At 66.8% G+C, this 26,477-nt stretch carries 23 protein-coding genes and 1 tRNA gene; 13 read left to right on the top strand and 11 right to left on the bottom strand.

Annotated elements, in window-relative coordinates:
* The first annotated feature begins 139 nt into the window (after window positions 1-139).
* From pstS to rnt, 9 genes are all read left to right on the top strand, one after another.
* Complete coding sequence (gene pstS / locus ACVWWW_RS07620; protein ID WP_027082883.1) at window positions 140-1,216, top strand: phosphate ABC transporter substrate-binding protein PstS; 1,077 nt, start codon at window positions 140-142, stop codon at window positions 1,214-1,216.
* 98 nt (window positions 1,217-1,314) lie between these two features.
* Entirely contained in the window at window positions 1,315-2,277 is a 963-nt protein-coding gene (pstC, locus tag ACVWWW_RS07615) for a phosphate ABC transporter permease subunit PstC (protein WP_036141898.1), read from the top strand.
* Complete coding sequence (gene pstA / locus ACVWWW_RS07610; protein WP_027082881.1) at window positions 2,277-3,125, top strand: phosphate ABC transporter permease PstA; 849 nt, start codon at window positions 2,277-2,279, stop codon at window positions 3,123-3,125. The genes pstC and pstA overlap by 1 nt, the downstream gene beginning before the upstream one ends.
* Window positions 3,126-3,154: 29 nt before the next feature.
* Window positions 3,155-3,964 (top strand): phosphate ABC transporter ATP-binding protein PstB, encoded by an 810-nt coding sequence (gene pstB, locus ACVWWW_RS07605; protein ID WP_036142482.1) that lies wholly within the window; start codon window positions 3,155-3,157, stop codon window positions 3,962-3,964.
* Between the two features lie 13 nt (window positions 3,965-3,977).
* Window positions 3,978-4,673, top strand: coding sequence for a phosphate signaling complex protein PhoU (phoU, locus tag ACVWWW_RS07600; RefSeq protein ID WP_027082879.1), 696 nt, complete (start codon window positions 3,978-3,980; stop codon window positions 4,671-4,673).
* A 205-nt stretch (window positions 4,674-4,878) separates the two neighbouring features.
* Complete coding sequence (locus ACVWWW_RS07595) at window positions 4,879-5,214, top strand: HvfA family oxazolone/thioamide-modified RiPP metallophore (protein ID WP_051235081.1); 336 nt, start codon at window positions 4,879-4,881, stop codon at window positions 5,212-5,214.
* Window positions 5,215-5,224: 10 nt separating this feature from the next.
* On the top strand, window positions 5,225-6,091 hold the full coding sequence (locus ACVWWW_RS07590) for an HvfB family MNIO-type RiPP peptide maturase (RefSeq protein ID WP_027082878.1): 867 nt from the start codon (window positions 5,225-5,227) through the stop codon (window positions 6,089-6,091).
* Window positions 6,060-6,839, top strand: coding sequence for an HvfC family RiPP maturation protein (locus tag ACVWWW_RS07585; RefSeq protein WP_456998666.1), 780 nt, complete (start codon window positions 6,060-6,062; stop codon window positions 6,837-6,839). The genes ACVWWW_RS07590 and ACVWWW_RS07585 overlap by 32 nt, the downstream gene beginning before the upstream one ends.
* Before the next feature lie 58 nt (window positions 6,840-6,897).
* The gene (rnt, locus tag ACVWWW_RS07580) at window positions 6,898-7,524 is read left to right on the top strand and encodes a ribonuclease T (RefSeq protein ID WP_027082876.1); all 627 of its coding nucleotides are present in this window, start codon (window positions 6,898-6,900) and stop codon (window positions 7,522-7,524) included.
* A 3-nt stretch (window positions 7,525-7,527) separates the two neighbouring features.
* Here the strand turns inward: rnt and ACVWWW_RS07575 are convergent, their stop codons facing one another.
* The 6 genes from ACVWWW_RS07575 to ACVWWW_RS07550 all read right to left on the bottom strand — a co-directional run bounded on the left by ACVWWW_RS07575 (window position 7,528) and on the right by ACVWWW_RS07550 (window position 13,943).
* The gene (locus ACVWWW_RS07575; RefSeq protein WP_196804360.1) at window positions 7,528-8,274 is read right to left on the bottom strand and encodes an anti-sigma factor domain-containing protein; all 747 of its coding nucleotides are present in this window, start codon (window positions 8,272-8,274) and stop codon (window positions 7,528-7,530) included.
* 2 nt (window positions 8,275-8,276) lie between these two features.
* Window positions 8,277-8,840 carry a sigma-70 family RNA polymerase sigma factor gene (locus ACVWWW_RS07570; protein ID WP_456998744.1) on the bottom strand — a complete coding sequence of 188 codons (564 nt, stop codon included), beginning with the start codon at window positions 8,838-8,840 and terminating at the stop codon, window positions 8,277-8,279.
* Window positions 8,841-9,009: 169 nt separating this feature from the next.
* Window positions 9,010-9,285: a CBU_0592 family membrane protein gene (locus ACVWWW_RS07565; RefSeq protein WP_051235079.1), complete on the bottom strand. Its 276-nt coding sequence runs from the start codon at window positions 9,283-9,285 to the stop codon at window positions 9,010-9,012.
* Entirely contained in the window at window positions 9,285-10,046 is a 762-nt protein-coding gene (gene rlmB / locus ACVWWW_RS07560; RefSeq protein ID WP_027082872.1) for a 23S rRNA (guanosine(2251)-2'-O)-methyltransferase RlmB, read from the bottom strand. Before rlmB ends, ACVWWW_RS07565 begins: the two co-directional genes overlap by 1 nt.
* 417 nt (window positions 10,047-10,463) lie before the next feature.
* Window positions 10,464-12,890, bottom strand: a complete 2,427-nt coding sequence (gene rnr / locus ACVWWW_RS07555) for a ribonuclease R (RefSeq protein WP_036141894.1) — start codon at window positions 12,888-12,890, stop codon at window positions 10,464-10,466.
* Between the two features lie 39 nt (window positions 12,891-12,929).
* Window positions 12,930-13,943 carry a CorA family divalent cation transporter gene (locus ACVWWW_RS07550; RefSeq protein ID WP_027082870.1) on the bottom strand — a complete coding sequence of 338 codons (1,014 nt, stop codon included), beginning with the start codon at window positions 13,941-13,943 and terminating at the stop codon, window positions 12,930-12,932.
* Between the two features lie 101 nt (window positions 13,944-14,044).
* On the opposite strand from ACVWWW_RS07550, the gene ACVWWW_RS07545 reads away from it, so the two are divergent.
* Window positions 14,045-14,668, top strand: a complete 624-nt coding sequence (locus tag ACVWWW_RS07545; protein ID WP_051235076.1) for an RES domain-containing protein — start codon at window positions 14,045-14,047, stop codon at window positions 14,666-14,668.
* Between the two features lie 52 nt (window positions 14,669-14,720).
* Here ACVWWW_RS07545 and ACVWWW_RS07540 read toward each other — a convergent pair whose 3' ends face one another.
* Window positions 14,721-14,906 (bottom strand): hypothetical protein, encoded by a 186-nt coding sequence (locus ACVWWW_RS07540; protein WP_027082869.1) that lies wholly within the window; start codon window positions 14,904-14,906, stop codon window positions 14,721-14,723.
* A 221-nt stretch (window positions 14,907-15,127) separates the two neighbouring features.
* Window positions 15,128-15,214 (bottom strand) — tRNA-Leu (locus ACVWWW_RS07535).
* Window positions 15,215-15,433: 219 nt separating this feature from the next.
* Between ACVWWW_RS07535 and parC the strand changes: the two genes are divergently transcribed.
* Genes parC through ACVWWW_RS07520 form a run of 3 tightly spaced genes read left to right on the top strand, consistent with a single transcriptional unit; the run spans window position 15,434 to window position 20,720 of the window.
* Window positions 15,434-17,677: a DNA topoisomerase IV subunit A gene (parC, locus tag ACVWWW_RS07530; protein ID WP_027082868.1), complete on the top strand. Its 2,244-nt coding sequence runs from the start codon at window positions 15,434-15,436 to the stop codon at window positions 17,675-17,677.
* A gap of 3 nt (window positions 17,678-17,680) precedes the next feature.
* The gene (locus ACVWWW_RS07525) at window positions 17,681-18,337 is read left to right on the top strand and encodes a thiopurine S-methyltransferase (protein ID WP_027082867.1); all 657 of its coding nucleotides are present in this window, start codon (window positions 17,681-17,683) and stop codon (window positions 18,335-18,337) included.
* 46 nt (window positions 18,338-18,383) lie between these two features.
* Window positions 18,384-20,720 (top strand): penicillin acylase family protein, encoded by a 2,337-nt coding sequence (locus ACVWWW_RS07520; RefSeq protein ID WP_027082866.1) that lies wholly within the window; start codon window positions 18,384-18,386, stop codon window positions 20,718-20,720.
* Window positions 20,721-20,738: 18 nt separating this feature from the next.
* On the opposite strand, the gene ACVWWW_RS07515 is transcribed toward ACVWWW_RS07520, so the two are convergent.
* The 3 genes from ACVWWW_RS07515 to ACVWWW_RS07505 all read right to left on the bottom strand — a co-directional run bounded on the left by ACVWWW_RS07515 (window position 20,739) and on the right by ACVWWW_RS07505 (window position 26,463).
* Window positions 20,739-24,011 (bottom strand): EAL domain-containing protein, encoded by a 3,273-nt coding sequence (locus ACVWWW_RS07515; protein WP_081672053.1) that lies wholly within the window; start codon window positions 24,009-24,011, stop codon window positions 20,739-20,741.
* Window positions 24,012-24,112: 101 nt separating this feature from the next.
* Entirely contained in the window at window positions 24,113-25,819 is a 1,707-nt protein-coding gene (gene asnB, locus ACVWWW_RS07510) for an asparagine synthase B (RefSeq protein WP_027082865.1), read from the bottom strand.
* Between the two features lie 275 nt (window positions 25,820-26,094).
* A complete protein-coding gene (locus ACVWWW_RS07505; RefSeq protein ID WP_027082863.1) occupies window positions 26,095-26,463 on the bottom strand; it encodes a VOC family protein in 369 nt (122 codons plus the stop codon).
* Window positions 26,464-26,477 lie beyond the last annotated feature (14 nt).

The raw sequence follows: 26,477 nt of genomic DNA, 5'->3' as shown, positions 1-26,477 counted from the left end.
CTTCGCTCCTCCGGACGGGCCCCTTCACGGGGCCCGTTCGCGTTGCGGCGGCTGTGTCATCGACGTGTAACAAAAACATCATTTCATAGCGCCGTGGTGCCGCCATCGGGGCGGCGCGCCTGTATTCGCGGAGCTTTCCATGAACGTCGCACGCCTTGGTCTCGCCCTCGCGCTTTCGATCGCCCTCACCGCCTGCTCGGGCGGCGGCTCCGCCGACAAGGCACCGAATGCATCGACCACGGCCGCAACGCCCGCAGGCAGCGCGTCCGAAGCGACGATCACCGGTGCCGGCGCGACGTTCATCTATCCGCTGCTGTCGAAGTGGTCGGCCGAGTACAGCCAGAAAACCGGCTCGAAGATCAATTACCAGTCGATCGGCTCTGGCGGCGGCATCGCGCAGATCAAGGCGGGCACGGTCGACTTCGGTTCCAGCGACAAGCCGCTCGCGTCGGACGAACTCGCGGCCGCGGGCCTCGGGCAGTTTCCGTCGGCCGTCGGTGGCGTGGTGCCGGTCGTGAACCTGCCGGGCATCGCCGCCGGGCAGCTGAAGCTCACCGGTCCGGTGCTCGCCGATATCTATCTCGGCAAGGTCACGATGTGGAATGACGCCGCGATCGCAGCGCTGAATCCCGGCGTCGCGCTGCCCACGATCAAGATCAACGTCGTCAAGCGTTCCGACGGTTCCGGCACGACGTTCAACTTCGTCAACTATCTCTCGAAGGTCAGCCCGGAGTGGAAGACCAAGGTCGGCGAAGGCACGTCGGTGAACTGGCCGACCGGCATCGGCGGCAAGGGCAATGAAGGCGTTGCTGCGTACGTCAAGCAGATCAAGGGTTCGATCGGATACGTCGAACTTGCGTATGCGGCCGAGAACGGCATGGCCCATGCGCAGATGCAGAACGCCGCGGGTCAGTGGGTGCAGCCCAGCATCGCGTCGTTCCAGGCCGCTGCCGAAGCTGCCGACTGGAAGAACGCGCAGGACTTCAACCTGGTGATTACCAATGCACCGGGCGCGCAGGCGTGGCCGATCGCCGCGACGAATTTCATCCTCATGTACAAGCAGCCGAAGGACGCGGCGCGCTCGAAGGCGACGCTCGACTTCTTCCGCTGGGCGATGCACGACGGCGGCAAGACCGCGCAGTCGCTGAACTACGTGCCGCTGCCGCCGGAGCTGGTGTCGCAGGTCGAAACGTACTGGACCGCGCAGTTCAAGTGATGCCACGTCGCTTGATGCCCGTGTGCATCGAGCGACGCGATTCCATCCGACGTTGCACGACGCACGACGCGTCCTGATCCACGCCTCCGCACGGTGACATGAGCGCCATTCCCGCCCCTGCCCTCGATTCCACCACGCGTGACGCCGCGGCCGACCGCGGCTTCCGCTGGCTCGTCACCGGTGCCGGCATGTTCGTGCTGGTGTCGCTGGCGGCCGCCGCGCTGTCCATGGCCTGGGGTGGACGCGCGACGTTCCAGAAGTTCGGCCTTCACTTCTTCACGTCGCGTGCGTGGGATCCGGTCGGGCAGGACTTCGGTGCGCTGGTCCCGATCTACGGAACCATCGTGACGGCGCTCATCGCGATGATCATCGCAGTGCCGGTGAGCTTCGGCGTCGCAATGTTCCTCACCGAAATCGCACCGAAGTGGCTGCGAGGCCCGGTCGGCAGCGCGATCGAACTGCTCGCCGGCATCCCGTCGATCATCTACGGCATGTGGGGCCTGTTCGTGCTCGTGCCGTACCTGAGCGAGCACGTATATCCGTGGATCGACGCGCACCTCGGCACGTTGCCGGTGATCGGCGCGCTGTTCGCGGGCCCGCCGCTCGGTCTCGGCATGCTCACCGCCGGCCTCGTGCTCGCGATCATGATCATCCCGTTCATCGCGTCGGTGATGCGCGAGGTATTCCTGACGGTGCCGAACCGCCTGAAGGAATCGTCGTACGCGCTGGGGTCGACGCGTTGGGAAGTCGTGTGGGACGTCGTGCTGCCGTACACGCGCTCGGCGGTGATTGGCGGCGTCTTCCTCGGCCTCGGTCGCGCGCTCGGCGAGACGATGGCGGTGACGTTCGTGCTCGGCAACGCCCATGAACTCACGACGTCGCTGCTGATGCCGGGCAATTCCATCGCCGCGACCATCGCCAACGAATTCGCCGAAGCCGACTCCGAGCAGTACCGCTCGGCACTGATCGCGCTGGGCTTCGTGCTGTTCCTGGTGACGTTCGTGGTGCTGTCGGTGGCGCGACTGATGCTCCGTCGCCTGTCCAAGCGGGAGGGCACCTGATGTTGTCGCTCTATACCCGCCGCCGCGTGACCAATGTCGTCGCGCAGCTGCTCGCGGTCCTCGCCACCGCGTTCGGCCTGTTCTGGCTGGTCTGGATCCTGTGGACGACTCTGCATAACGGCATCGCGTCGATCAATGGCGCGTTGTTCACTGCGATGACCCCGCCGCCGGGTGAGGAAGGCGGCCTGCTCAATGCGTTCTTCGGCAGCGCGCTGATGAGCGTGCTCGGCATCGCGATGGGTGCGCCGATCGGCGTGCTCGCCGGCACCTACCTCGCGGAGTATTCGAACCGCAGCTGGATCGGCGACGCGGTGCGCTTCGTCAACGACATCCTGCTGTCGGCGCCGTCGATCGTGCTCGGCCTCTTCGTGTACACGCTGGTCGTTGCGCGCATGGGGCATTTCTCGGCGCTCGCAGGCGGCATCGCACTCGCCTTCATCGTGTTGCCGGTGGTCGTGCGCACAACCGACGAGATGTTGCGCCTGGTGCCCACGCAGATGCGCGAGGCGGCGCTGTCGCTGGGCATCCCGCAGTGGAAGGTGATCGTGCAGGTGCTGTATCGCTCGTCGCTGCCCGGCATCATCACCGGCATCCTGCTGGCGCTCGCACGCATCTCCGGCGAGACCGCGCCGCTGCTCTTCACCGCGCTCAATAACCAGTACTGGTCCACCGATGTGTCGTCGCCGATGGCGAACGTGCCGGTGGTGATCTTCCAGTACGCGATGAGCCCCTACGACGCCTGGCATTCGCTTGCATGGGCCGGCGCCTTCGTACTGATGCTGTTCGTGCTCGCGGTGAGCCTGCTCGCCCGCGCGATCGTCGCCCGCAACCGCGTGTCCCACGACTGATGAATGCCGCCCTGCCTCCGGATCTCGCCATGAACGACGCTCCCCGCTTCCACCTGGCGACCGCGCAAGCGGCGGCGTCCGCCGCGCCGGTCAAGCTCGCCGCGCGCGGGCTCGACTTCCATTACGACAAGTTCCACGCGCTGAAGAACATCAACCTCGAGATTCCGGAGAAGCGCGTCACCGCGCTGATCGGGCCGTCGGGTTGCGGCAAGTCGACGCTGCTGCGCATCTTCAACCGCATCTACGCGCTGTATCCGAAGCTCAACGCAAGCGGCGAAGTGCTGCTCGACGGCGAAAACATCCTCGACCCGCGCTTCCCACTCAATCGCTTGCGCAGCAAGGTCGGCATGGTGTTCCAGAAGCCGGTGCCGTTCCCGATGACGATCTTCGAGAACGTCGCGTACGGCATCCGCCATCACGAACGCCTGTCGAAGGCCGACATGAAGGATCGCGTCGAGCAGGCGCTGCGTCAGTCGGCGCTGTGGGACGAAGTGAAGGACAAGCTGGGCCAGAGCGCGCTCGGCCTGTCCGGTGGTCAGCAGCAGCGGCTCTGCATCGCGCGCGCCGTGGCGCTGCGTCCGGACGTATTGCTACTCGACGAACCTACGTCCGCGCTTGACCCGATTTCGACCAGCCGCATCGAACAACTGGTCGACGACCTCAAGCGCGACTTCACCATCGCGATCGTCACCCACAACATGCAGCAGGCCGCGCGCATCTCGGATTACACGGCCTTCATGTACCTGGGCGAGCTGGTCGAGCACGGCACCACCGAAACAATTTTCTCCAACCCCTCGAAGCAGCAGACCGAGGACTACATCACCGGTCGCTTCGGCTGACAGGGGCACGCACATGCACGACCACATCCTCAAGAGCTACGACGCCGAGCAGAAGCGCTTGCTCGACGAAACCCTGCGCATGGGCGAGATGGCCGCGTCGCAGCTGGAAGCCGCGCTCGACGTGGTGCAGCGCCGCGACGACAAGGCCGCTGCGCGCATCATCGCGAACGATGAAGCGATCGACGCGATCGAGCACGAAGTCAGCCACGACGTCATGAAGCTCGCGCTACGCGGCCCGATGGCGCGCGACCTGCGCGAGATCCTCGCGGCGATCCGCATCGCGTCCGACATCGAGCGCATCGGCGACTACGCTGCGAACGTGGCCAAGCGCTCGATGGCGCTCAACACCGCGCCGCCGTTGCCGCACGTCGCCGGGCTGCAGCTGATCGGCAAGCTCGCCGTGCAGCAGGTCCGCGACGTCATCGCCGCCTACCGCGACAGCGATACCGATGCAGCGCAGCGCGTGCGTGCCGCGGACACCGAGATCGACACCGCCTACACCGGCCTCTTCCGCGAACTGCTCACCTACATGATGGAAGACGCGCGCGCGATCACGCCCTGCACGCATCTGCTTTTCATGGCGAAGAACATCGAGCGCATCGGCGACCACGCGACCAACATCGCCGAAAACATCTGGTTCCTCGTGCGCGGCGAAGAAGCGCTGCCGCCGCGCGAGAAGGCGGACGAAAGCAATACCGCGACGCTTTGACGTCTGCGGGATGTGCGCGACGGGCGGCCTCGGTCGCCCGTTTTCGTTGGAGTCGCGTGCATCCACGTTCCGCAAATCGCCGTAGTTGAGGTCTGACGACGGATGAACCGCCGTCCGGCCGCTCGGATCTTCCGGCTGCCGACCACAGCCCGCCGCGCTAGCATCGCGCTTCTCGCGGTCCGCCCGCCCGACACGAGGTCACCCCATGTCCCGTTCCCTCAAGACCCCTACCCTCGCCACCTTCACCGGCTCGCTGCTGCTGGCCGGCACGGCATTCGCGTCGACGCCGCTGTCGCAGGGCTACATGCTGTCGGCGACCGATGCGCCACCGAAGAGCGACTCGAAGGCCGCCGAAATGAAGTGCGGCGCCGACAAGATGAAAGGCGGCGAGATGAAGTGCGGTGCCGACAAGGCGAAGGCCGACGCAATGAAGGCTGACGCCGCCAAGCCGAAGATGCAGCCGGCCGCCGACAAGAAGGTCGCCGACGCGAAGATGGCCGAAGGCAAGTGCGGCGAAGGCAAGTGCGGCGGCTCGATCTGACCGCTCGTTGATGGCCGCGACGCGCATCCTCGCTCCGGATGCCGCGGGCCTCGGTCTGCGGCGGGCCCTGCTCAGCCCGCTGCAGGCTGCGTCGAATGCGATCGTCGACTTCATCGAGGCCGCGCCGGAAAACTGGATGGGCTTGGGCGGTGCGCTCGGTGAAGCATTCGAGTCGTTGGCTGCCCGCTGGCCCGTCGTCTGCCACGGGCTGTCGCTGTCGCTGGGCGGCCCCGGTGAACTGGACGAAACCTTCCTGCTGAAGCTGCGGCGCTTCCTCGACCGCTTCGACTGCGCGATCTACAGCGAGCATCTGTCCGCGTGCACCGACTCGCAGGGCCAGCTGTACGACCTGATGCCGCTGCCGTTCCATCGTGCCGCGGTGGATCACGTCGTCGACCGCATTCGTCGGACGCAGGACGTGCTCGGCCGACGCATCGCCGTCGAGAACATCTCGTATTACGCGACGCTCGACACTGGTGACTCGGCTGCGATGCGCGAGATCGAGTTCGTCAACGACGTCCTCGACCGGGCCGACTGTGACCTGCTGCTCGACGTCAACAACATCGTCGTCAACGCCACGAATCATCGCTACGACGCGTACGAATTCCTCGCCGCGCTGCCGGCCGAGCGCATCGCATACGTCCATGTCGCCGGGCATTACGACGAAGCCGACGACCTGAAGGTCGATACGCACGGCGCGCCTGTCGCCGCACCGGTATGGGACCTGCTCGACGCCGCGTACGCACGTTTCGGCCCGCGCCCGACGCTGCTCGAGCGCGACTTCAACCTGCCGCCGTTCGACGAACTGGTCGCAGAACTGGACGGCGTGCGCGCGCGGCTGGCTCGTGCGTCCACTGGTCGACGTCATGCCGCCTGAGGCGTTTGACTCGCTGCATGCCTTGAGCGCGTATGTCCGCGATCCCAACACGGCGCCCGGGCCGGTCGGAATCGAAGAACGCCGGCTGAAGATTTACGCCGACCTCGTCTTCAACAACGTGGAATCGCTGCTGGCGGGAACGTTCCCGGTCGTGCGCGCGACACTCGGCAACGACGCGTGGCACACACTGATCCGCGACTTCCTTCGCGAGCACGACGCACGCACGCCGGTGTTCACCGAGCTCGCGCGCGAGCTTATGCGCTATCTCGACACACGTGCGGATGGGAGACGCGGCGATCCGCCGTGGCTTCGCGAACTCGCGCACTACGAATGGATCGAACTCGCGCTGCGGATCAGCGAAGAGCGTCCACACGACATTGCGCATGATCCGAGCGGTGACCTGCGAAGCGGCGTGCCTGCGCTGTCCCCGCTGGCCTGGCCGCTGGCCTACGACTGGCCCGTGCATCGAATCGCTCCGGGCGCGGTCCCGGCGTCACCGGAAACGACGCTGCTCCTCGTGCATCGGCGGGACGACGGAAGCGTCGGTTTCCACGCGCTCGATGCATTGGCGTTCCACCTGCTGCAAGGCCTTGTCGACGACGATGCGAGTACAGGCGAAACCCGGCTGCGCGCGCTCGCGGACGAAGTCGGCGCGACCGACGTCGACGCCTTCATCGACGCCGGCATCGCGCTCCTCGAGACCTATCGACACGACGGCATCATCCTCGGCACGCGGATCGCCGCCTGACAGCCGCTACCGGCCGGTCTGCTAGGCTTCCGGCCCGCGTCGACGATCCCGCCTCCCCGTGCCTTCACTCGCCTCGCGCTTTCGCGGCTTCCTGCCCGTCGTCGTCGACGTCGAGACGGGCGGCTTCGACTGGAACCGCCACGCGCTGCTCGAAATCGCGGTCATTCCGCTCGATCTCGACGCCGACGGACGCATCGTTCCCTGCCCGACGACCAACGCGCACGTGATGCCGGCGCCGGGCACCGAGATCGATCCGAAGTCGCTGGAAGTGACCGGCATCATCATCGACCACCCGTTCCGCGACGCGAAGAACGAGCGCCAGGCGCTGGACCAGGTGTTCGCGCCTGTGCGCGCCGCGATGAAGAAGCACGGTTGCCAGCGCGCGATCCTGGTCGGACACAACGCGCATTTCGACCTGAACTTCCTCAACGCGGCAGTCGCGCGTTCGAAGCATCAGCGCAACCCGTTCCATCCCTTCAGCGTGTTCGACACCGTGTCGCTCGCGGGCGTCGCCTACGGCCAGACCGTGCTCGGCCGTGCGCTGCAGGCGGCGGGCATCGACTGGCAGGCGAGCGAAGCGCACTCGGCCGTGTACGACGCCGAGCGCACTGCGGAACTGTTCTGCAAGATCGTCAACGCGTGGCCGATGCTCGGCGGCGCGGGTGCGCCGTCGAACAAGGCATAAGCGCTACAGCGAGAGCGTGCCCGCTGCCATCGGTTTGGACGACGGCGACTGCGGCGCGACCGGCTGCACCGGTTCCATGGTGATCGCGACGGTCCAGCCCGACTGCATGCCGGCATGCAGCTCGGCCTTGGGCACGTCGACCCAGTGCGAGTGCGACGCGCCGACGTAACCCAGCGACTTCGGCTTCTGGCCCGGCGCGATCAGCCACAGCACCGGCGCCATCTGGCCTTCCGGCACCGTGCCCGGCACCGGCACCAGCCACATACCGCCGCCGTGCGGATCGGGTGTCGCGAGGTACGCGATCTGCCCGCTGTTGGTCATCAGCTGCGTGACCGGCAGCTCGGGCATCACCGGCTTGGCCTGCGAAGCGACGCTCTGGACCGGCACGTTGATCACGCGTGGCTTCTGCACCGCGACCACCGCCAATACCGCGGCAGCTGCGAAGCCCGCTGCAGTGGCGGCCTTCCAGAATCCGGCGCCGGCGCGCTCACGTCCGCCTGTCACCGGCGACCAGCCGAGCCGCGTGCGGATACGCGGCCACGCGTGGTCCGGCACGGTCGCTGGCGGCAGCTCGTCGTTGAGTCGGTCCAGGCGCGCGCTCCAGTCCTCGACGAGCCGCGCGAATGCGGGGTCACGCGCGATGCGCAGGCGCACCTCGCGACGGGTGCGCTCGTCCAGCACACCCAGGACATATTCGCCGGCCAGCAGGTCGTCGGAGGGCGGGTCGCGGTCGATATCGTGCTCGCGCATGGTCATTGCTCCAGGCACGCGCGCAGCTGCAACAGGCCGCGTCGGATCCAGCTTTTCACCGAGCCCAGCGGCGCGCCGGAACGCGTCGCAAGCTCCTCGTAGGTCGCGCCTTCGAAGAACGCGGTGCGGATCAGGCCGCGACGTCGTTCGTCCAAGCGCTGCATGCAATGTTGCAAGCGGTCGCGATCATCCGATGCTTCGGCGGCGTCGATCGGCGTTTCACCGTTGTCGGGCAGTTCGTCGCCGAGTTCAATCGCGGTGGTGCGCACGGTATGGCTCGGCGAGCGCAGGCGATCGATGCAGCGATTGCGCGCGATCATCGCCATCCACGCCATTGCGCTCGCGCGGTGCGGATCGAACTGGTCGGCCTTGTGCCAGATGGTGCTGAACACCTCCTGCAGCACGTCCTCGGCTTCCGCGCGATCGGGCAGCAGTCGCAGGCAGATGGCGAAGAGTCGCGACGATGCGGCGCGATAGAGGCGTTCGAAGGCCGTGCGATCACCGTCGGCGACGTCGAGCAACAACTCGGCGTGCGCGTCGGTATCGCCCGTGGCAGGCGCGGAGATGAGCATGGAGGCCCCGTCGAAGCTGTAGCTGGCGATGGCGATCACTGCATCCCCCGGCCGGCGCCGAAGGCCCGACGGTTATGCCACCCGTGCGGGTCGCTGGCAAGCACGCCGATATGGCCTGCTCACCGTGATCTACGAGATGACGCCTGCTGCGGATGCAGCTCGATCAGCTGCGCGTGCGGCGTTCTCGAAGTGAACGCACGATTCCGTACGCACTCACCGCGATCCACGCGCCTTCGAGCAAAGCAACGGAAAGATTGAACGTGCCGACCAGCGACACCAGCACCGCAGCCGCGCCGAACAGATTGAGCAACTGGTAGACGATGCCCGTCGCCGACAACCGGCGCGATTGCGCGAGGTAGAACGCGAGCAGGATCGCAAACGAACCCGCGAGCCCGACGAGGTCGTACCAGTGCAGCGAAATGAGTGCTTCGTCCTGCATCAGCGCGCGCTCCTCTGTCGTACGGCTTCGAACAAGGTGACGCCCGTGGCCACCGACACGTTGAGGCTTTCGACCGCGGTCGAGGCTGCACCGGGCATCGGAATCGACACCAGCCCGTCGCAGGTCTCGCGCGTGAGTCGACGCAGCCCGTCGCCTTCACCACCGAGCACGAGCCCGACGTTGCCACGCAGGTCGATCGAATACAGCGAGGCGTCCGCTTCGCCGGCCAGGCCATAAAGCCACACGCCGAGCTTCTGCAGATCCTTCATCGTCCGCGCGAGATTGGTGACCGGCACGACCGGCACCGCATCCGCCGCGCCCGCCGACGTCTTGCGCACGGTCGCATTGACCTGCACCGACTTGTCCTTCGGGATCACCACCGCCGTCGCACCCGCCGCAGCGGCGCTGCGCAGGCAGGCGCCGAGGTTATGCGGGTCCTGCACGCCATCGAGGATCAGCACGAGCGCGCGACCTTCCGCGGCCTCGATCAGCTGGTCCAGCTCGTTTTCGCTCCAGGTCTTCGCCGCGACATATCGCGCGATCGCGCCCTGATGCCGCACGCCACCGGACGCGCCGTCCAGCGCCGATTGCGCCACCCGGCGAACGTCGATATCCAACCGCCGCGCGAGCGTCTCGATCTCCTGGATGCGCGGATTCTTCGCCCCCGCCTCCAGCAACACCTCGCGTACATGCTCCGCATCGTTCTGGAGCGCCGCCGACACCGCATTGATGCCCGCAATCCACTGATTCTGTTTGCTCATGTGCCTATTGTGCCGCGCCGGCGCAGATTGCGCCCGGACGCCTTGGTGGCAAAGCCGCACTGCCGACTTGACCCTGTGGGCGACGAGACGCGCACCGCGGAAGCGACCAGCGACGCTGGCTCTTCAGTTCAACAGCCGCCCAAACCGTGAAGACCCCGAAGGGGCGGCCGACAGGACGTCGGCCGTCGCCACCCGAGCCAGGATGGCGAGTGTGGCGATCTCGACAGACCTACCCGATCGCAGGCTGTAGATCCGTCGGGAAAGGTGCTTTCTTTTGGTTACTTTTCTTTGCACCAGCAAAGAAAAGTGACTCGGGCGCTTCAGCGCACGAAACGCCTCTGCCGCTTACTCCGCGCCATGCAGAACGTGGAGCACATGAAACCGGGCTGGCGACCGAATCGCCGACCAGCCCACCAATCAATACGGAACCTTCTTCCTCTTAGCCGGCTGCCCCCGAGGCGGCAACGGCTTCGACCCGCCCGCAGCCTCCTCACCCACCAACCGGAAGTCGATCCGCCGATCCTCAACACTCGCCTTCAACACCACGATCCGCACCCGATCACCCAACCGGTACTCGCGCCCGCGGCGCTCACCGGTGAGCGTCTTGCGGATCGGATCGAAGTGATAGAAATCGTTCGGCAGCTGCGTGACATGTACGAGCCCATTGACCTTCGACCCATCGAGCTCGATGAACAGCCCGAAGCTCGTAACGCCGCTGATCGTGCCGTCGAACTCGCCACCGACGTGCTGCTCCATCCACGCCGCACGGTAGCGTTCGTCGACCTCGCGCTCGGCTTCGTCCGCACGACGCGAGCGCGCCGAGCAGTCCAACGAAAGCTGCGCCATCGCACTCGGCGAGTATCGGAACTTCTCCGGTTTCGCGCCGCTCAGCGCGTGCTTGATCGCGCGATGCACGAGCAGATCGGGATAACGGCGGATCGGCGACGTGAAGTGCGCATACGCTTCCAACGCCAGACCGAAATGCCCGACGTTGCCCGGCGCATACACCGCAAGCGCCTGGCTGCGCAGCAACACCGATTCCAGCAACGCCGCTTCGGGCCGCTCGCGGATCTTCTTCAAAAGATTGGTGAAATCCTTCGGCTGCACCTTCGCCCACGCCGGCATGCTCAGCCCGAACTCCTTGAGGAACTCGAGCAGGTCTTCGTACTTCTGCTCCGGCGGCCGTTCATGGATGCGATATGGCGCGGGCACCTCGGCCGCGATCAGGAACTTCGCGGCCTCGACGTTCGCCGCGATCATGCATTCCTCGATCAGCTTGTGGGCGTCGTTGCGCTGGATCATGCCGGCCTGCACGACCTCGCCCTTCGGACCGATAACGAAACGGACTTCGCCCGACTCGAACTCGATCGCACCGCGACGCTCACGCGCCTTCACCAGGATGCGGAACAGCTGGTGGAGGTTCTCGATGTTCGGCTGCAGCGAACCGATCACACCCAACGCTTCGGAGCGGTCCTCGTCGCTGACGCCGTCGCCGATCGCGTTCCACACCTGCGTGTACGTCAGGCGTGCATGCGAGTGCATCACGGCTTCGTAGAACTTCGACGACGTCACCTGCCCCTTGCGATCCACCTGCATGTCGCAGACAAAGCACAGGCGGTCGACCTTCGGCTTTAGCGAGCAGATGCCGTTCGACAGCGTCTCGGGGAGCATCGGCACGACGAAACCGGGGAAGTACACGCTGGTCGCGCGCTTCTGCGCTTCGTCGTCCAGCGGTGTGCCGGGGCGCACGTAGTTCGAGACGTCCGCGATCGCGACGATGAGCCGGAAACCGTCGCGATTCGGCTCCGCGTAGACCGCGTCGTCGAAATCCTTCGCGTCCTCGCCGTCAATGGTGACCAGCGGAACTTTGCGCAGGTCGACGCGGCCGCTCGCGGTTGCATCGTCGACTTCGATCGGAATCGATGCGGCTTCCTCCAGCACCGGCTGCGGGAACTCGTGCGGAATATCGTGGCCGTGGATCGCCGCCTGCACCGCGAGCGACGCCGTAAGGCGATCACCCAGCACGGTGAGAATGCGACCGACCGGCACGTGCTTGCCGTCTGGCATTTCGGTGATTTCGCAGACGACGAGCTGGCCGTTCTGCGCATCGTTCTTCGCATCCGGCGGAATCAGGATGTCCTGCTGGATGCGTCGATCGTCGGGATTGACGAAGCCGACGCCCGCGCGCGTTTCGTAGCGGCCGATCAAGCGCGTCAGGCGACGTTCGAGGATCTCCGCGATCGCTCCCTCGCGACGACCGCGACGATCCACACCGGTGACGCTCGCCAGCACGCGGTCGCCGTGCATCACGCGCCGCATCTCGAACGGCGGCAGGAACAGATCATCGCCGTGTCCGGGATCGGGCTTCAGGAACCCGAAACCATCGGGATTCGCGATGACGACGCCCGGAATCAGGTCGACCTGCTGCGCCGGCAGGTATGCACCCTTGCGGTTCTGCAGCAGCTGACCGTCGCGCACCATCGCACGCAGACGGAAGCCGAGTGCGTCACGGCGTTCGTCATCGTTGATCTCGAGGCGATCGGCGATCGCATCCATCGGCAGCGGGCCGTCAGACGATGCCAGCATCTGCAGGATCATCTCGCGGCTGCCGATCGGCTTGTCGTAGCGCGCCGCTTCGCGCTGTGCGTGCGGGTCCACCGACGGTGCGTCACCGCGACCGCGTAGCGGCCTCGGCGGTTCCGGCATCCAGCCCGGCCGCTTGGGGCCGCCCTGCTTCCCGCCACCGCCTGTTCCTGGTGCGCCGCGCTTCGCTGTCGACGGTCCCTGCTTCGCGCCGCCGCCGTTTCCGGCGCCGGCTCCTTTTCCTGCGTTCTTTCGTTTCATGAACGGGATCGTCTCACACGTTCATGAAGGCGATGTCGCTCAGCGCGCGGTTCGCCAGAGCCGCCATGCGGCCCAGATTCCCGATACCAGCAGCACTGCGGTGATGATTCCGGACGAGATGTAGAACCCGACCGGCCCGCTGTCGAAGATCGGCGCCTGGAAATTCATGCCGAGCACGCCCGCAATCGTCGCGACCAGGCCCATCGCCACCGTCACGATGGTGAGCGTGTAGACCGCTTCGTTCGTGCTCTCCGCGGCGCGCGAGGTGTAGAGATCGAAGCTGCCGTTGACGAGCTCGCGCACGGCTTCGATCGACTGCATCACGTTGCTGTAGCGCTTGCTCACGAGTTGGCAGTGGCGCTCGGCGGATTCGGACTGGCAGGGATCGAAGTCGGGTCGGCCCAGTGCGTCGAACAGATCCCGTTGCGACGACAGATGCCGACGCAGCTTCGAAGCCATGTGCCGCAACGACTGCAGCTCCGCGAGATGCGCGGCCTTCGGGCGTCGCAGGATCAGAAGTTCGAGGCGATCGAGTCGCGTTTCGAACGCATCGCGCGCGTCCAGGTAGTCCGTAAGCATGCGATCCATCAACGTCGTGGCGAAGCTCGTGGCTTCGAGGCGACCGACGCGCAGGTGGTCGGCCTCGTTGTCCAGCACGCTGCTGATGAAGTCGACCGGCTCGCGGTGAACACTCAGCACGACGTTCGGGCCGATGCCGAACGCGACGGGTACGTCGCTGGGCTTGCTCCCGTCGCGCCAGTTGAGCGCGCGCATGTGCAGGTATTTCCAATCGCCGTCGATGACCAGCCCGAGTTCGCTGGGGGCGTCGGGATCGAGCCGCGAAGGATCGGCGCCGAGCGCGGCCGTTGTTTCGGGCAGGCCCTTCTCGCGCACGACGTCGACCCAGACGAGGCGATCGTCGGGCACCGGCTCATGCGCGCTGAGTTCGGCCGGCACGATGTCGCGGCTGGGGTGGTCGCTCTCGAACAGCAGCGCACGGATGACGGGTTCCGCGGGCGCGGCGGCCGGGGATGGAGCGGACGGGCTGGACATGGCGTGCCTCCTAAGCGGCTGCAGCTTCACGGCTGCCATGAGTAGGCCTTGTTAAAACCGAACCTACCCTGCACGTGCCGATGCCTGTCCGCGAGGAGCCCATGCACAACCCGCACACCCCGTCCGCCCCCACCGAAAAGGAACTGGACAAGGCGCTGAAGGACACGTTTCCCGCCAGCGACCCGGTTTCCGCGACCGTCCACCTCACCGCAACGCCCACCAGCAACAGCGTCGGCGCGTCCGAACACAGCGCCGATCATCCCGGCACGGTCACCGTCTACCGCATCGTCGGCGAGGACCAGAAGGAAAAGCCCTTTGCGGCGAACGGAAACAAGTCCGGGCGTTGGACCTCCGAGGGCACGCCGGCGGTCTATGCATCGCTGTCGCCATCGGCGGCGCTGCTCGAGTTCCTCGCGCATTGCGAGGGCGAACCACCGGAAACCGCCTACCTCGCGAAGGCGCACCTGCCGCGCGAACGCATCACCGTCGTCCAGGCCTATCCGTCGACATGGCGCGAGCGGCCGTATCGCAGCGACGTGCAGCAGGTCGGCGATGCATGGTCGACCTCGCACCAGTCACTGGCCGCGCAGGTGCCGAGCGCGCTGTCGGAGGAAAGCTGCAACGTTCTGATTAATCCGCAGCACGTCGACGCGCCGCTGATCCAGGGCGTGTACGTCACGCCGATCCGGATCGACGAGCGACTGCGCAGCCTGACCCGTCACTGATCTGCAGATGCGAAAAACCCGCGGAATCCGCGGGTTTTTCATTTACCGGCACTCAGTGCGAGCGCTGGCGGTCGCCGCGGTCGCCCTGCCCCGGGCCGGCATCGTTCTTGGCGTGGCGCTTCTGGTCCTGCGCCAGCGAACGGCCCACGTCGTCGGATTCGCTGAAACGTCCCTTCGAATCGCGGCGCACGTAGCGCTTGTCACCGGGATTCGGCTCGATCAGTTCTCGCTTGCTCATCGGGTCTCTCCACTCAATACGAGGTAACACGACCCGAACGTCGCGCGTCGATGGTGAAGAACAGGACAAAGGGCACTCGCGGCCTGATCCGCGTTCGTCGTCGATTCAGCGCCTTTTGCACGCGGTCGCGGATCGGTGCGGTCGACGGTCGAGCCCCGGACCGGGACGACGCAGCGCTTGAAACGAAAAAACCCCCGATCGCTCGGGGGTCTTTCGATATTTGGTGCCCGGGAGAGGACTCGAACCTCCACGAAGTTGCCCCCGCTAGCACCTGAAGCTAGTGCGTCTACCAATTCCGCCACCCGGGCAAGGTGCGGCGCGTATCTTGGGGCGGAAGCGGCACGATGTCAACGATACGCACGCATCAACTCGACGGCTCCCGGTCGCGGCGGCTGAGACCCTCGCGCCGGATGCTCGTCGCCCGGCGGCAGGTCCTGGCGCGCACGTAGAATTCAATGCGAAATCGAACTCCCGCGGGCCGAGCCCGCGCCATCGCGAGCGCCGCTCGCGTCGCCTCCCGGAAATCCATGACCGATTCGCCCCGCTCCACCTTCCACGGTTTCGAGCAGATTCCGCTGCGCGAATACGCCGAGCGCGCCTACCTCGACTACTCGATGTACGTGGTGCTCGACCGCGCGCTGCCCTTCATCGGCGACGGACTCAAGCCGGTGCAGCGCCGCATCATCTATTCGATGAGCGAGCTCGGGCTCAACGCCGGCGCGAAGCCGAAGAAGTCCGCGCGCACCGTCGGTGACGTCATCGGCAAGTTCCACCCGCACGGCGACTCGGCCTGCTACGAAGCGCTCGTGCTGATGGCGCAGCCGTTCTCGTACCGCTATCCGCTGATCGAAGGCCAAGGCAACTTCGGTTCGCCGGACGACCCGAAATCGTTCGCGGCGATGCGCTACACCGAATCCAAGCTGACGCCGATCGCCGAGGTGCTGCTGGGCGAACTCGCGCACGGCACGGTGGATTGGGATCCGAACTTCGACGGCACGCTCGAGGAACCGAGCTGGTTGCCGGCGCGCCTGCCGCACCTGCTGCTCAACGGCACGACGGGCATCGCGGTCGGCATGGCGACCGACGTGCCGCCGCATAACCTGCGCGAAGTCGTCAGCGCCTGCGTGCGGCTGCTGGATGATCCGGACGCGACCACGCGCGATCTCTGCGAATACGTGCACGGCCCGGACTATCCGACCACGGCGGAAATCATCACGCCGCGCGCCGACATCCTGCAGATGTACGAAACCGGCATCGGTAGCGTGCGTGCGCGTGCGGTGTGGCAGAAGGACGGCCAGAACATCATCATCACTGCGCTGCCGTACCAGGTGTCGCCCGGCAAGGTGATCGAGCAGATCGCGACGCAGATGCGCGCGAAGAAGCTGCCGTGGCTTGAGGACATCCGCGACGAATCCGACCACGCGAACCCGACGCGCATCGTGCTGATGACGCGCAGCAATCGCGTCGATGTCGATCCGTTGATGGGCCATCTGTTCGCGACCACCGATCTCGAACGTTCGTACCGCATCAACTTCAACATCATCGGCCTCGACGGCAAGCCGCAGGTCAAGAACCTGAAGGCGCTGCTGAGCGAATGGCTGCAGTTCCGCAGCGACACGGTGACGCGCCGGCTGACGCATCGCCTCGAGCGCGTCGAGCGTCGCCTGCACATGCTCGAAGGCCTGCTGGTCGCCTTCCTCAATCTCGACGAAGTCATCCGCATCATCCGCAGCGAGGACGAACCCAAGCCGGTGCTGATGGCGCGCTTCGGGCTCACCGAAGAGCAGACGGACTACATCCTCGAAACGCGCCTGCGCCAGCTTGCGCGGCTCGAAGAGATGAAGATCCGCGGCGAGCAGGAAGACCTTGCCACCGAGCGCGAACGCATCCAGTCCATCCTCGGCAGCAAGGCCAAGCTGCGCAAGCTGATCAAGGACGAACTGCTGGCCGACGCCAAGAAGTTCGGCGACGAGCGTCGCTCACCGCTGGTCGCGCGCGGCGCGGCGCAGGCGATCTCCGAAACCGAACTGGTCGCCAGCGAGCCGATGACCGTCGTGGTCAGCCAGAAGGGCTGGGTGCGTGCCGCGAAGGGCCACGAGATCGACGCGGCCAGCCTGTCGTATCGCGAGGGCGACGAACTGCTCGCCGCGGTGCGTACGCGCAGCACGGCGCAGGTCGCGTTCCTCGACTCGACCGGTCGCAGCTATTCCGCGCTCGTGCATACGCTGCCGTCGGCGCGCGGCAACGGCGAGCCGCTCACCGGACGCTTCGCGCCGCCGTCGGGTGCATCGTTCCAGGCGGTGACCAGTGGCGATGCCGAGCAGACCTTCCTGCTGTCGACGAGTCACGGCTACGGCTTCGTGACCAAGTTCGACAACCTCGTCAGCCGCAACAAGGCCGGCAAGGCGATGGTGTCGCTGACGCCGAACGCCGAAGTGCTGCAGCCTTCGCCTGCGCCGACGAGCAAGGGCGCGCGCGTGGTCGCGGCGACCAGCGCGGGCCACGTTCTCGCGTTCCCGATCGGCCAGCTGCCGGAAATGGATCGCGGCAAGGGCAACAAGATCATCGAGATCCCGAAGGCCAAGCTCGGTACCGAGCGCGTCGTCGACGTGGTCGTGGTGACGCCGGAGCAGTCGCTGGTGGTGCTGTCGGGCTCGCGGACGATGACCGTGTCGTACAAGGAACTCGAGGGCTACATGGGCCAGCGCGGCGCGCGTGGCGGGCTGCTGCCGCGCGGCTGGCAGAAGGTCGAAGGGCTGCTCGTCGAATAACGCATGGACGCAGGCTTCTGGCATTCGCGATGGCAGGACGGGCGGATCGGCTTCCACCAGGACCGCCCGACGCCGCTGATGCTCAAGCATTGGCCGTCGCTCGGCGTGCAGCGAGGCGCGCGGGTATTCGTGCCGTTGTGCGGCAAGTCGCTGGACCTCGCGTGGCTCGCGTCGCAGGGCTTGCGCGTGCTCGGCGTCGAGTTGTCGCAGCACGCGGTCCAGCAGTTCTTCGCGGAGCGCGGGCTCACGCCGGATGTTGAAGACAGCCGCTACGGGCGTCATTTCCGCGCTGGCGACATCGAGATTATCTGCGGTGACGCGTTCGCACTCGGCGAGGACGCGCTGCGCGACTGCGACGCGGTGTTCGACCGCGCCGCGCTGATCGCACTGCCGCCCACGATGCGCGAGAGCTACGCGCGCGACGTGTACTCACGGCTACCGGCGACGTGCCGCGGGCTCGTGATCACACTCGAATACCCGCAGCAGGAAAAGGCCGGCCCGCCCTTCTCGGTCGAGGAAGATGAAGTGCGCGCGTTGTACAGCCGTGACTGGCAGGTCGAGCTGCTCGAACATCGCGACATCCTCGACAGCCAGCCGTCGTTCGTCGACGAGGGCGTGACCGCGCTGTCGACCGCCGTCTACCGGATCGACCGCCGCTGACCTCGCGCCGCGCGTACAGTACGGCGGGGCTCACGAGGGGACGTGCATGAAGCGCTGGACTCGACGGATCGCGCGAATCGCGATCGCGCTGGTGGTTCTCCTGATCGTGCTGGCGCTCGCCGCATGGTTCGCGATGCGCGGCAGCGTGCCGCGAATGGACGGCGACGTCGCCCTGCCCGGCCTGTCCGCGCCGGTAAGCATCCGGCGCGACGCACTCGGCGTGGTCACCATCGATGCCGCGAACGAAGCCGACGCGATGCGTGCGCTCGGCTACGTGCACGGGCAGGAACGCTACTTCGAGATGGACCTGATGCGACGCGTCGCGGCCGGCGAGCTGTCCGAGCTGTTCGGCATGCGCGCCTTCCCGCTCGATGCGAAGCACCGCCAGGATCGACTGCGCGCACGCGTCACCGCGAATCTCGATGCAGCGATGGGCGCGCGACGCCCGGTCGTCGATGCCTATGTCGCGGGCATCAACGCAGGCGTCGGCTCGTTGCGCGTGCGGCCGTGGCCCTACCTGCTGCTGCGGCAGGCGCCGCGGCGCTGGGCGATCGAGGACACGCCGCTGGTCGGCTACGCCATGTACTACGACCTGCAGGACGCCAGCGGCGCGCGCGAACTCGCGCTGTCGAAGGCGCTGCCGACGTTGCCGCCCGCACTGCAAGCGCTGGTGCTACACGACGGCAGCAGCTGGGACGCGCCGCTGGAAGGCGAGCCGCGCGGCGATGCGATGCTGCCCGGCGCGAACGTCATCGACCTGCATCAATGGGCCGCGCAGGCGAAATCGATTGCGCCGTTCAAGCCGCGCCCGGAAGTCGGCAGCAATAACTTCGCGGTCGCCGGATCGCTGACGCGCGACGGCCGAGCGATCCTCGCGAACGACATGCACCTCGGCCTGCGCGTGCCCGCCATCTGGTTCCGCGCACGCCTGCGTTACGCCGACCCGCGCGCGCCGGGTGGCCGCGTCGACGTCACCGGTTTCACGCTGCCCGGCCTGCCCGGCGTCATCGTCGGCAGCAATACTCACGTCGCGTGGGGTTTCACCAACAGCTACGGCGACTGGCTGGACTGGGTGGTCGTGCCCGGCTGCCATCGCGCGTCGTGCCCGATGGCGCGCAAGTTCCGCGAGCGCGTGCTGCCGAACATGACCGTGGATGTGCTCGAAACGCCGTGGGGGCCGATCGATCATTTCGACGCGCAGGACCGCGCGCTGGCGCGTCGATGGGTCGCGCATCTGCCGGGCGCGGTGAATCTCGGTCTGCTCGACATGGCGCATGCGGCGTCCATCGACGATGCAATGCGCGTTGCGGATGCGACCGCGATTCCCGCGCAGAACCTGTTGGTCACCGATCGCAGCGGCCGCATCGCGTGGCGACTGCTCGGCCCGGTTCCGCAACGCGCGCCGGGCTGCATCGCAGCGGGCATCTCCGACGGCGCGACATGTCCGCCGTGGAAAATCTCGACCGTCGCAACGCCCTCGGTGATCGATCCGGCATCCGGCCGTCTGTGGTCCGCGAACGCACGGGTCACCGACGGCGAGGACCTGAAACGCATCGGTGACGGCGGCTACGTGCTCGCGGTGCGCGCGCGACGCATCCGCGACGACCTGATGGCCAAGCCGCAGTTCAACGAACGCGACTTGCTCGACATCCAGCTCGACGATCGCAGCGTGTTCCTGCAGCGCTGGGCGACGCTGATGCACGACGCGGCATCGCGCAGCCCCGCAGGTTCCGCGCTCCGCGCGCTCGACCGCGGCCCGCTCGAACCACGCGCGACCGCGAACGCCGTGCAGTACCGGCTCGTGCGCGCATGGCGACAGACCGTACTCGATCGCGTGCGCGAAGGCCTGCTGATGCCGGCGCGTGTCGCGCTGGGTGCCGAAGCCGAGATGCCGGAGCTGCCGCAGCTCGAAGGCGTCGCGTGGCCGATGGTGACGCAGCGCCCCGCGAACCTGCTGAACCCGCGCTTCGAATCCTGGGATGCGCTGTTCGACGACGCCGCTGCGCAGGTTCGCAACGGACTGGCCAAGCACGGCCCGCTCAACGAGCGTTCCTGGGGCGAGCGCAACACGGCGTCGATCTGTCATCCGCTCGCCGCGGCATTGCCGTTCGCGAGTCGATTGCTGTGCATGCCGGCCGAACCGCTGGACGGCGACAGCCTCACGCCACGCGCGGTCGCGCCGGATTTTGGTGCGTCCGAGCGCATGGTGGTCGCGCCCGGCCACGAATCCGAAGGCATCACGCATGTGCCGGGCGGGCCGACCGGAAATCCCGCATCGCCGTACTGGGCTGCGGGACACGCGGACTGGGTGCACGGTCGGGCGACGCCGTTCCTGCCGGGTGCAACACTGCACCGAATGACGCTGGAGCCCGCGACGCGCTGACCGCGTCGCGATCGATCGTCAGGCGATTTCGGGCCGCGGCAACGTCGCGCGGCCGCGATCGGCATAGCGCATTAGCAGCGGCAGCAGTTCCTCGAACGGCATCGGGCGGCCGAGCAGGTAGCCTTGCACTTCGTCGATGTGCCGCGCGCGCAGCCAGTCGAGCTGCAGCGACGTCTCGACGCCTTCCGCTACGGTGCGGATATCGAGCGCATGCGCCAGGCCGATGATCGAATTGCAGATCGCCGCGTCGTCCTCGTCGGAGCCGAGGTCGCGCACGAACGAGCGGTCGATCTTCAGCCGGTCGATCGGAAAACGCTTGAGGTAGGCGAGGCTCGAATAGCCGGTGCCGAAGTCGTCGATCGAGAAGCTCACGCCCATCTCGGCGATCTGCTGCATCAGTTCGATCGCACGCTCCGGGTTCTGCATCAGCAGGCCTTCGGTGATCTCGAGCTCCAGCACTTCGCGCGGCAGCGAGTGGCGCTGCATGGTCTCGGCGACGTGCTGCACCAGGTCGTCGTTGAACTGCGCCGGCGACACGTTCACCGCGACGCGCAGATGCGGCAGGCCCGAATCGGCAAGCAGTCGGTAGTGACGCGCCGCTTGATCGAGCACGCGACGGCCCAGCTCCACGATCAAGCCGCTTTCCTCGCACACCGGGATGAACTCGCCCGGCATCAGCAGACCACGTTCCGGATGGATCCAGCGCACCAGCGTTTCGAGTGCGACGGGGCGCTCGTTGCTGTCGAACAGCGGCTGGAACACCGGCACGAACTCGTCGCGTTCGAGCGCGCGCCGTAGTTCGCTCACCAGCTGCACGCGGCGCGACACGCCGTCGACGAATTCGTTCTGGAACGGCACGGCGCGGTTGCGGCCCTGGCGCTTGGCCTGGTGCATCGCGAGATCGCCATGCTTGAGCAGTGTCTCCACATCCTTGCCGGCTTCGGGGAAGCGGCACCAGCCGAGGCTGGCGGTGAGCATGTGCTGCGTATCGCCGACGTCGATCGGCCGCGCGAGCGCTTCGCTGATGCGGCGGATGACTTCGGTCGCGCCGGCGTCACCCATCTGCTCGGTGAGGATGATGACGAACTCGTCGCCGCCGAAGCGCGCGACGGTGTCCGTCTCACGCGACACGGTGCGCAGGCGTTCGGCGACTTCGCACAGTACCTGGTCGCCCGCGGTATGGCCGAGCGTGTCGTTGACCAGCTTGAAGTCGTCGAGATCGATGAAGATCAGCACGCCGCCGCGACCGTAGCGCTGCGCATTGAGCAGCGCCTGTTGCAGGCGGTCCTGCAGCAGCTGGCGATTGGGCAAGTCGGTCAGCGCGTCGTGGGTGGCGCGGTACGCGAGGCGCTCTTCGTAGCTCTCGCGTTCGCTCATGTCGAGCATGCCGCCGACGACGCGCAGCGCGGTACCGTTGGTATCGCGCTGGATGAAGGCGCGGTCGATCACCAGCGCATAGCTGCCGTCACCGCGGCGGTAGCGGTACTGCTCGCGCCATTCGGCGTCGTCTGCTTCCAGCGCGCGCTTGAGCCCGGCGAGAACGCGTGCGTTGTCGCTGGGATGTACGCGCACCGCCCATTCGTCGACCGGCGCCACCGGCTGCGGCAACGTGCCGAAGCGCGTGTAGTAGCTCTCGCTCCACCAGATGTCGCCGCTGGCGACGTCGTAGTCGTAGATGACGTCGCTGGTTGCGCGGGACACGAGGCGGAAACGTTCTTCCGCGCGCTCGCGGTCGGTGACGTCCTGCGCGGCCACCAGTCGCGCGGTGCGACCGTGGAAGTCGATGTCATGGTTGTAGATCGCCATGCGCATCGTGCGGCCGTCGCGGTGCAGGTGGGTCCAGACGCGGCCCTGCGGCCGCGCGGTCGACTTGTCGGCCGCCGCGAGGCGGACCGCTTCGTGTTCGGACTCCGGGCGGATCGAAAGCATGCTCGCGCCGACGAGTTCGTCGCGCGTGTAACCGTAGTGCGCGACCATCGCGTCGTTGATCGCAAGGATCTCCAGCGTTTCGCGGTCGAACACCCACATCGGCAGCGGGTTGTGTTCGAACAGGAATCGGTACTCGCCTTCCGCACGGACTGCGCGTGCACGCGCGTCGGCAAGTTCGGTGATGTCCTGCTGGAAGCCGCGCACGATGGTGCGGCCGTCTTCGTCGCGCGCGAACACACTGCGCGCGAGCACTGCGCGCTCGACGCCGTCGGGCCGGATGATGCGGAACTGCATCTCGGTGGGATCGGGACTGGGGCGCATCGAACGCGCCAGCGCACGCAATTCGCCGATGTCGTCCGGATGCACCATCGCGAAGACGTCGTCCAACGGCAGCACGCGTGTGTCGTCCGGCAGGCCGTAGATGCGCGCGCCGTGTCGCGTGACATGGATGACACCGGCTTCCGGGTCCCATTCGTATTCGCCGAGCATCGCCAGCGACTTCGCCTGCTCCAAGCGCTCTTCGCGGTTGTGCAGCACGTGCAACGCGCGATCGAAGCGTCGCACCAGCCAGCCCCATGCGACGGCGAGCATCAATGCGATCAGGCAGATCGCGCCGGCCGGGCGCCCCCAGATATCGAGCAACGCCGGCGGCTCGGTGCCGACGACGATGGTGAGCCCGGTGCCGGGCAGGCGACGGAAGCTGTGTTCGCGTCGCCGGCCGTCGCTGACCGTCGTCGAGATGTAGCGGCCTTCGTGCTGCGTCGCGCGCTCGCTGGCGAAGAGCGGCGACGACACCATCGTCTCGCCGATCGCCTGTTCGCTGCGGAATGAGCCGGCGACCAGCACGCGCTGGTCCTGGATCAGGCTGACGAAATCGTGGCCGTCCAGGCGGTAGCCGCGGACGACGGCGGTGAGCGTGCGCGGATCGATGGTCGCGCGGACCACGTGGTCGCCCACGCGTCGCGATACCGGAAGCCGCCATGCAGTGCCGACGCGCACGGGCGCGCCGACGGTCGCCCATGAGGACTTCGGCAGGTCGGTCGGCGTGGCGGGCATCACCGTGATGTCGCGCATCGGCACGAGCTGGCCGTCCGCCGTCGGCGACACCACGTCGGCCAGCTGGCGGCCGATCAGGGTGAGGCGGTCGAGCAACTGGCGCTGCACGGCGTCGGTGACGAGCCGGCTGCGCAGTTCGCGGGCGTTCTGATATTCGCGGTAGTCGGTCGCGGCGAGCAGCAGCGCGATCACCGGCAACAGCGCGGCCAACCCCCAGCCCACGGCGAGCAGGCGCAGCCTGCGCCGATCCCGCGCAGGCCGTGCGGCATCGCGGGAGCTGTTCGGGGTCGCCTCGGTGGAAGTCATGCCGCTCCGGTCGTTGCATGACGGGGCGCCCGACAGCCGAAGCCACCGGCCGGACCCGCGTTCTCCCCGTCGTTAACGGGCGCGGGCCGGCCGACCTTGAGTCACGCAGGCGTGACGCGCGTCTCGCCCGCGGGTGACAGCGCCGCTTCGTGCACCCCTGCGACGGCGCGACCCGATGGATCGGCGGCTGCAGCGAAGGCGGCATCCCATGCGATCGCGGTCGGCGTCGAGCAGGCGATCGACTTGCCGCCGGGCACGGTGCGCGCGCAGGCCTCGCCCGGATACCAGCGCTCGAACAGCGTGCGGTAGAGGTAGGCCTCCTTCGTCAGCGGCGGGTTGATCGGGTAACGGAACTCGGCGGTGGCGAGCGCGGCGTCGGTGACCTCCTGGTCGGCATGCGCTTTCAGCGAATCGATCCAGCCATAGCCGACGCCGTCGCTGAACTGTTCTTTCTGCCGCCACAGGATGGAATCGGGCAGCCAGCCTTCGAAGGCTTCGCGAAGGATGGCTTTTTCGATCCGCCCCGCGCCCGCCATCTTCGCCGTGGCGTCCATGCGCATCGCGACGTCGAGGAATTCGGTATCGAGGAACGGCACGCGCGCCTCGACGCCCCAGGCCATCATCGACTTGTTCGCGCGCAGGCAATCGAACTGGTGCAGGCCTTCGAGCTTGCGCACGGTTTCCTCATGGAACTCGCGTGCGTTCGGCGCTTTGTGGAAGTAGAGATAGCCGCCGAAGATCTCGTCGCTGCCCTCGCCCGACAGCACCATTTTGATGCCCATCGCGCGGATGCGTCGTGCGAGCAGGAACATCGGCGTGGACGCGCGGATCGTAGTGACGTCGTAGGTCTCGATGTGGCGGATGACTTCGGGCAGCGCGTCGATGCCCTCTTCCACCGTGTAGGTGAAACCGTGATGCACGGTGCCGATCGCGTCGGCGGCGATCTGCGCGGCAGCCAGGTCGGGTGAACCGTCCAGGCCGATCGCGAACGAATGCAGACGCGGCCACCAGGCTTCGCTCTCGTCGTTGTCCTCGATGCGGCGTCGCGCATAACGCGCGGCGACTGCGGCGACCAGCGACGAATCCAGTCCACCCGACAGCAGCACGCCGTACGGCACGTCGCTCATCAGCTGGCGATGCACGGCGCGCTCGAAGGCTTCGCGCAGCTCGTCGCGCGACACCTCGACGCCTTCGGTGGTTTCGACGCGGCGCCATTCGCGTACGTGGTAGCGACGCAACTGCCCGGTCGTGCTGTCGAACCAGTGACCCGGCGGGAATGGCGACACATCGGGACAGTTGCGCGCAATCGCCTTCATTTCCGACGCGACCCAGACGCGGCCATCGGCGTCGTGTCCCCAATACAGCGGGCAAACACCGATGGGATCGCGCGCGACCACGAAGCGGCGTTGCGCACCATCCCACAGCGCGAACGCGAAAATGCCGTTGAGACGATCCAGCCATGCACCGATGTCGTCACCGCTCGCGTAGAGCGCGCTGATCGGTTCGCAGTCCGAGCCGGTAGTGAACGGATAACCCGGCAGCGATTCGCGCAGCTCGCGATGGTTGTAGATCTCGCCGTTCACCGCGAGCACCACGCGTCCGTCCTTCGACACGATGGGTTGCGCACCACCGACCGGGTCGACGATGGCGAGGCGCTCGTGCACCAGCAGCGCACCGTCGTCGGCATGTACACCGCTCCAGTCGGGGCCGCGATGGCGTTGTCGGGCGGACATGGCGAGCGCGAGTGGCCGAAGCACGCGCAGGTCGGCGTCGGGGCGGAGATCAAATGCGGCGAGGATGGAACACATGGCGGGAGCCTTCTTTTTTTCGTGGGGATGAAAACGAAGAAGCCCGCACTTCTCAGTGCGGGCTTCGGTATCGATCAGCGTGTGTTGCGTGCGCTAATCGCCGGCCCGCGGGAGGCTGGCGTTATTGCGATTGTTATTGTTGACGCACGCGACGACGCGCCCGTTGCGGGCGGCGTTCATGGCGAGGGCGGGCGTCGAGGGCATGGGTCGATCCTGCCCGCGATCTGCGGACTGCACAACCCGCTTGCGCGACCGTTCGTCCGACGGCGCGTGCATCACTTGAGCGAGTGCAGGCCGAACATGTTGCCTTCGGTGTCGACGGCGAGCGCGATGAAACCGTAGGGGCCGATCGACATTTTCGGCTTCTGCAGGCGCCCACCCGCCGCTTCCACGCGCGAGGCCTCGACCGCGCAGTCCTCGCTGCGGAAGTAGACGATGGTCGACGCGCCGCCGGCCTTCAGGCCTTCGTAGCGCACCAGTGCACCGCCCGCACCCGGTGAATCCGGCGATGCCATGAATGCCCACATCTCGATGTCGGGCGATGGAAGCTGTTCGAGTTGCCGACTCAGTACGGTTTCGTAGAAACGCTTGGCGCGCGACATGTCGTCGACGTAGATCTCGAACCAGTTGACCGGGTTGGACATGTCGCACTCCGCGA

Source organism: Lysobacter sp. HA18 (genome assembly GCF_054057595.1).
Note: the sequence above shows the minus strand (reverse complement) of the source record. Positions and strands in the feature narration are given on the sequence as shown.

What these genes read in the sequence shown, in the direction of transcription:
- pstS (WP_027082883.1), top strand. Translation starts at nt 140, where the DNA reads ATGAACGTCGCACGCCTTGGTCTCGCCCTCGCGCTTTCGATCGCCCTC.
- pstC (WP_036141898.1), top strand. Translation starts at nt 1,315, where the DNA reads ATGAGCGCCATTCCCGCCCCTGCCCTCGATTCCACCACGCGTGACGCC.
- pstA (WP_027082881.1), top strand. Translation starts at nt 2,277, where the DNA reads ATGTTGTCGCTCTATACCCGCCGCCGCGTGACCAATGTCGTCGCGCAG.
- pstB (WP_036142482.1), top strand. Translation starts at nt 3,155, where the DNA reads ATGAACGACGCTCCCCGCTTCCACCTGGCGACCGCGCAAGCGGCGGCG.
- phoU (WP_027082879.1), top strand. Translation starts at nt 3,978, where the DNA reads ATGCACGACCACATCCTCAAGAGCTACGACGCCGAGCAGAAGCGCTTG.
- ACVWWW_RS07595 (WP_051235081.1), top strand. Translation starts at nt 4,879, where the DNA reads ATGTCCCGTTCCCTCAAGACCCCTACCCTCGCCACCTTCACCGGCTCG.
- ACVWWW_RS07590 (WP_027082878.1), top strand. Translation starts at nt 5,225, where the DNA reads ATGGCCGCGACGCGCATCCTCGCTCCGGATGCCGCGGGCCTCGGTCTG.
- ACVWWW_RS07575 (WP_196804360.1), bottom strand. Translation starts at nt 8,274, where the DNA reads ATGCGCGAGCACGATATCGACCGCGACCCGCCCTCCGACGACCTGCTG.
- ACVWWW_RS07565 (WP_051235079.1), bottom strand. Translation starts at nt 9,285, where the DNA reads ATGCAGGACGAAGCACTCATTTCGCTGCACTGGTACGACCTCGTCGGG.
- rlmB (WP_027082872.1), bottom strand. Translation starts at nt 10,046, where the DNA reads ATGAGCAAACAGAATCAGTGGATTGCGGGCATCAATGCGGTGTCGGCG.
- rnr (WP_036141894.1), bottom strand. Translation starts at nt 12,890, where the DNA reads ATGAAACGAAAGAACGCAGGAAAAGGAGCCGGCGCCGGAAACGGCGGC.
- ACVWWW_RS07550 (WP_027082870.1), bottom strand. Translation starts at nt 13,943, where the DNA reads ATGTCCAGCCCGTCCGCTCCATCCCCGGCCGCCGCGCCCGCGGAACCC.
- ACVWWW_RS07545 (WP_051235076.1), top strand. Translation starts at nt 14,045, where the DNA reads ATGCACAACCCGCACACCCCGTCCGCCCCCACCGAAAAGGAACTGGAC.
- ACVWWW_RS07540 (WP_027082869.1), bottom strand. Translation starts at nt 14,906, where the DNA reads ATGAGCAAGCGAGAACTGATCGAGCCGAATCCCGGTGACAAGCGCTAC.
- parC (WP_027082868.1), top strand. Translation starts at nt 15,434, where the DNA reads ATGACCGATTCGCCCCGCTCCACCTTCCACGGTTTCGAGCAGATTCCG.
- ACVWWW_RS07525 (WP_027082867.1), top strand. Translation starts at nt 17,681, where the DNA reads ATGGACGCAGGCTTCTGGCATTCGCGATGGCAGGACGGGCGGATCGGC.
- ACVWWW_RS07520 (WP_027082866.1), top strand. Translation starts at nt 18,384, where the DNA reads ATGAAGCGCTGGACTCGACGGATCGCGCGAATCGCGATCGCGCTGGTG.
- ACVWWW_RS07515 (WP_081672053.1), bottom strand. Translation starts at nt 24,011, where the DNA reads ATGACTTCCACCGAGGCGACCCCGAACAGCTCCCGCGATGCCGCACGG.
- asnB (WP_027082865.1), bottom strand. Translation starts at nt 25,819, where the DNA reads ATGTGTTCCATCCTCGCCGCATTTGATCTCCGCCCCGACGCCGACCTG.
- ACVWWW_RS07505 (WP_027082863.1), bottom strand. Translation starts at nt 26,463, where the DNA reads ATGTCCAACCCGGTCAACTGGTTCGAGATCTACGTCGACGACATGTCG.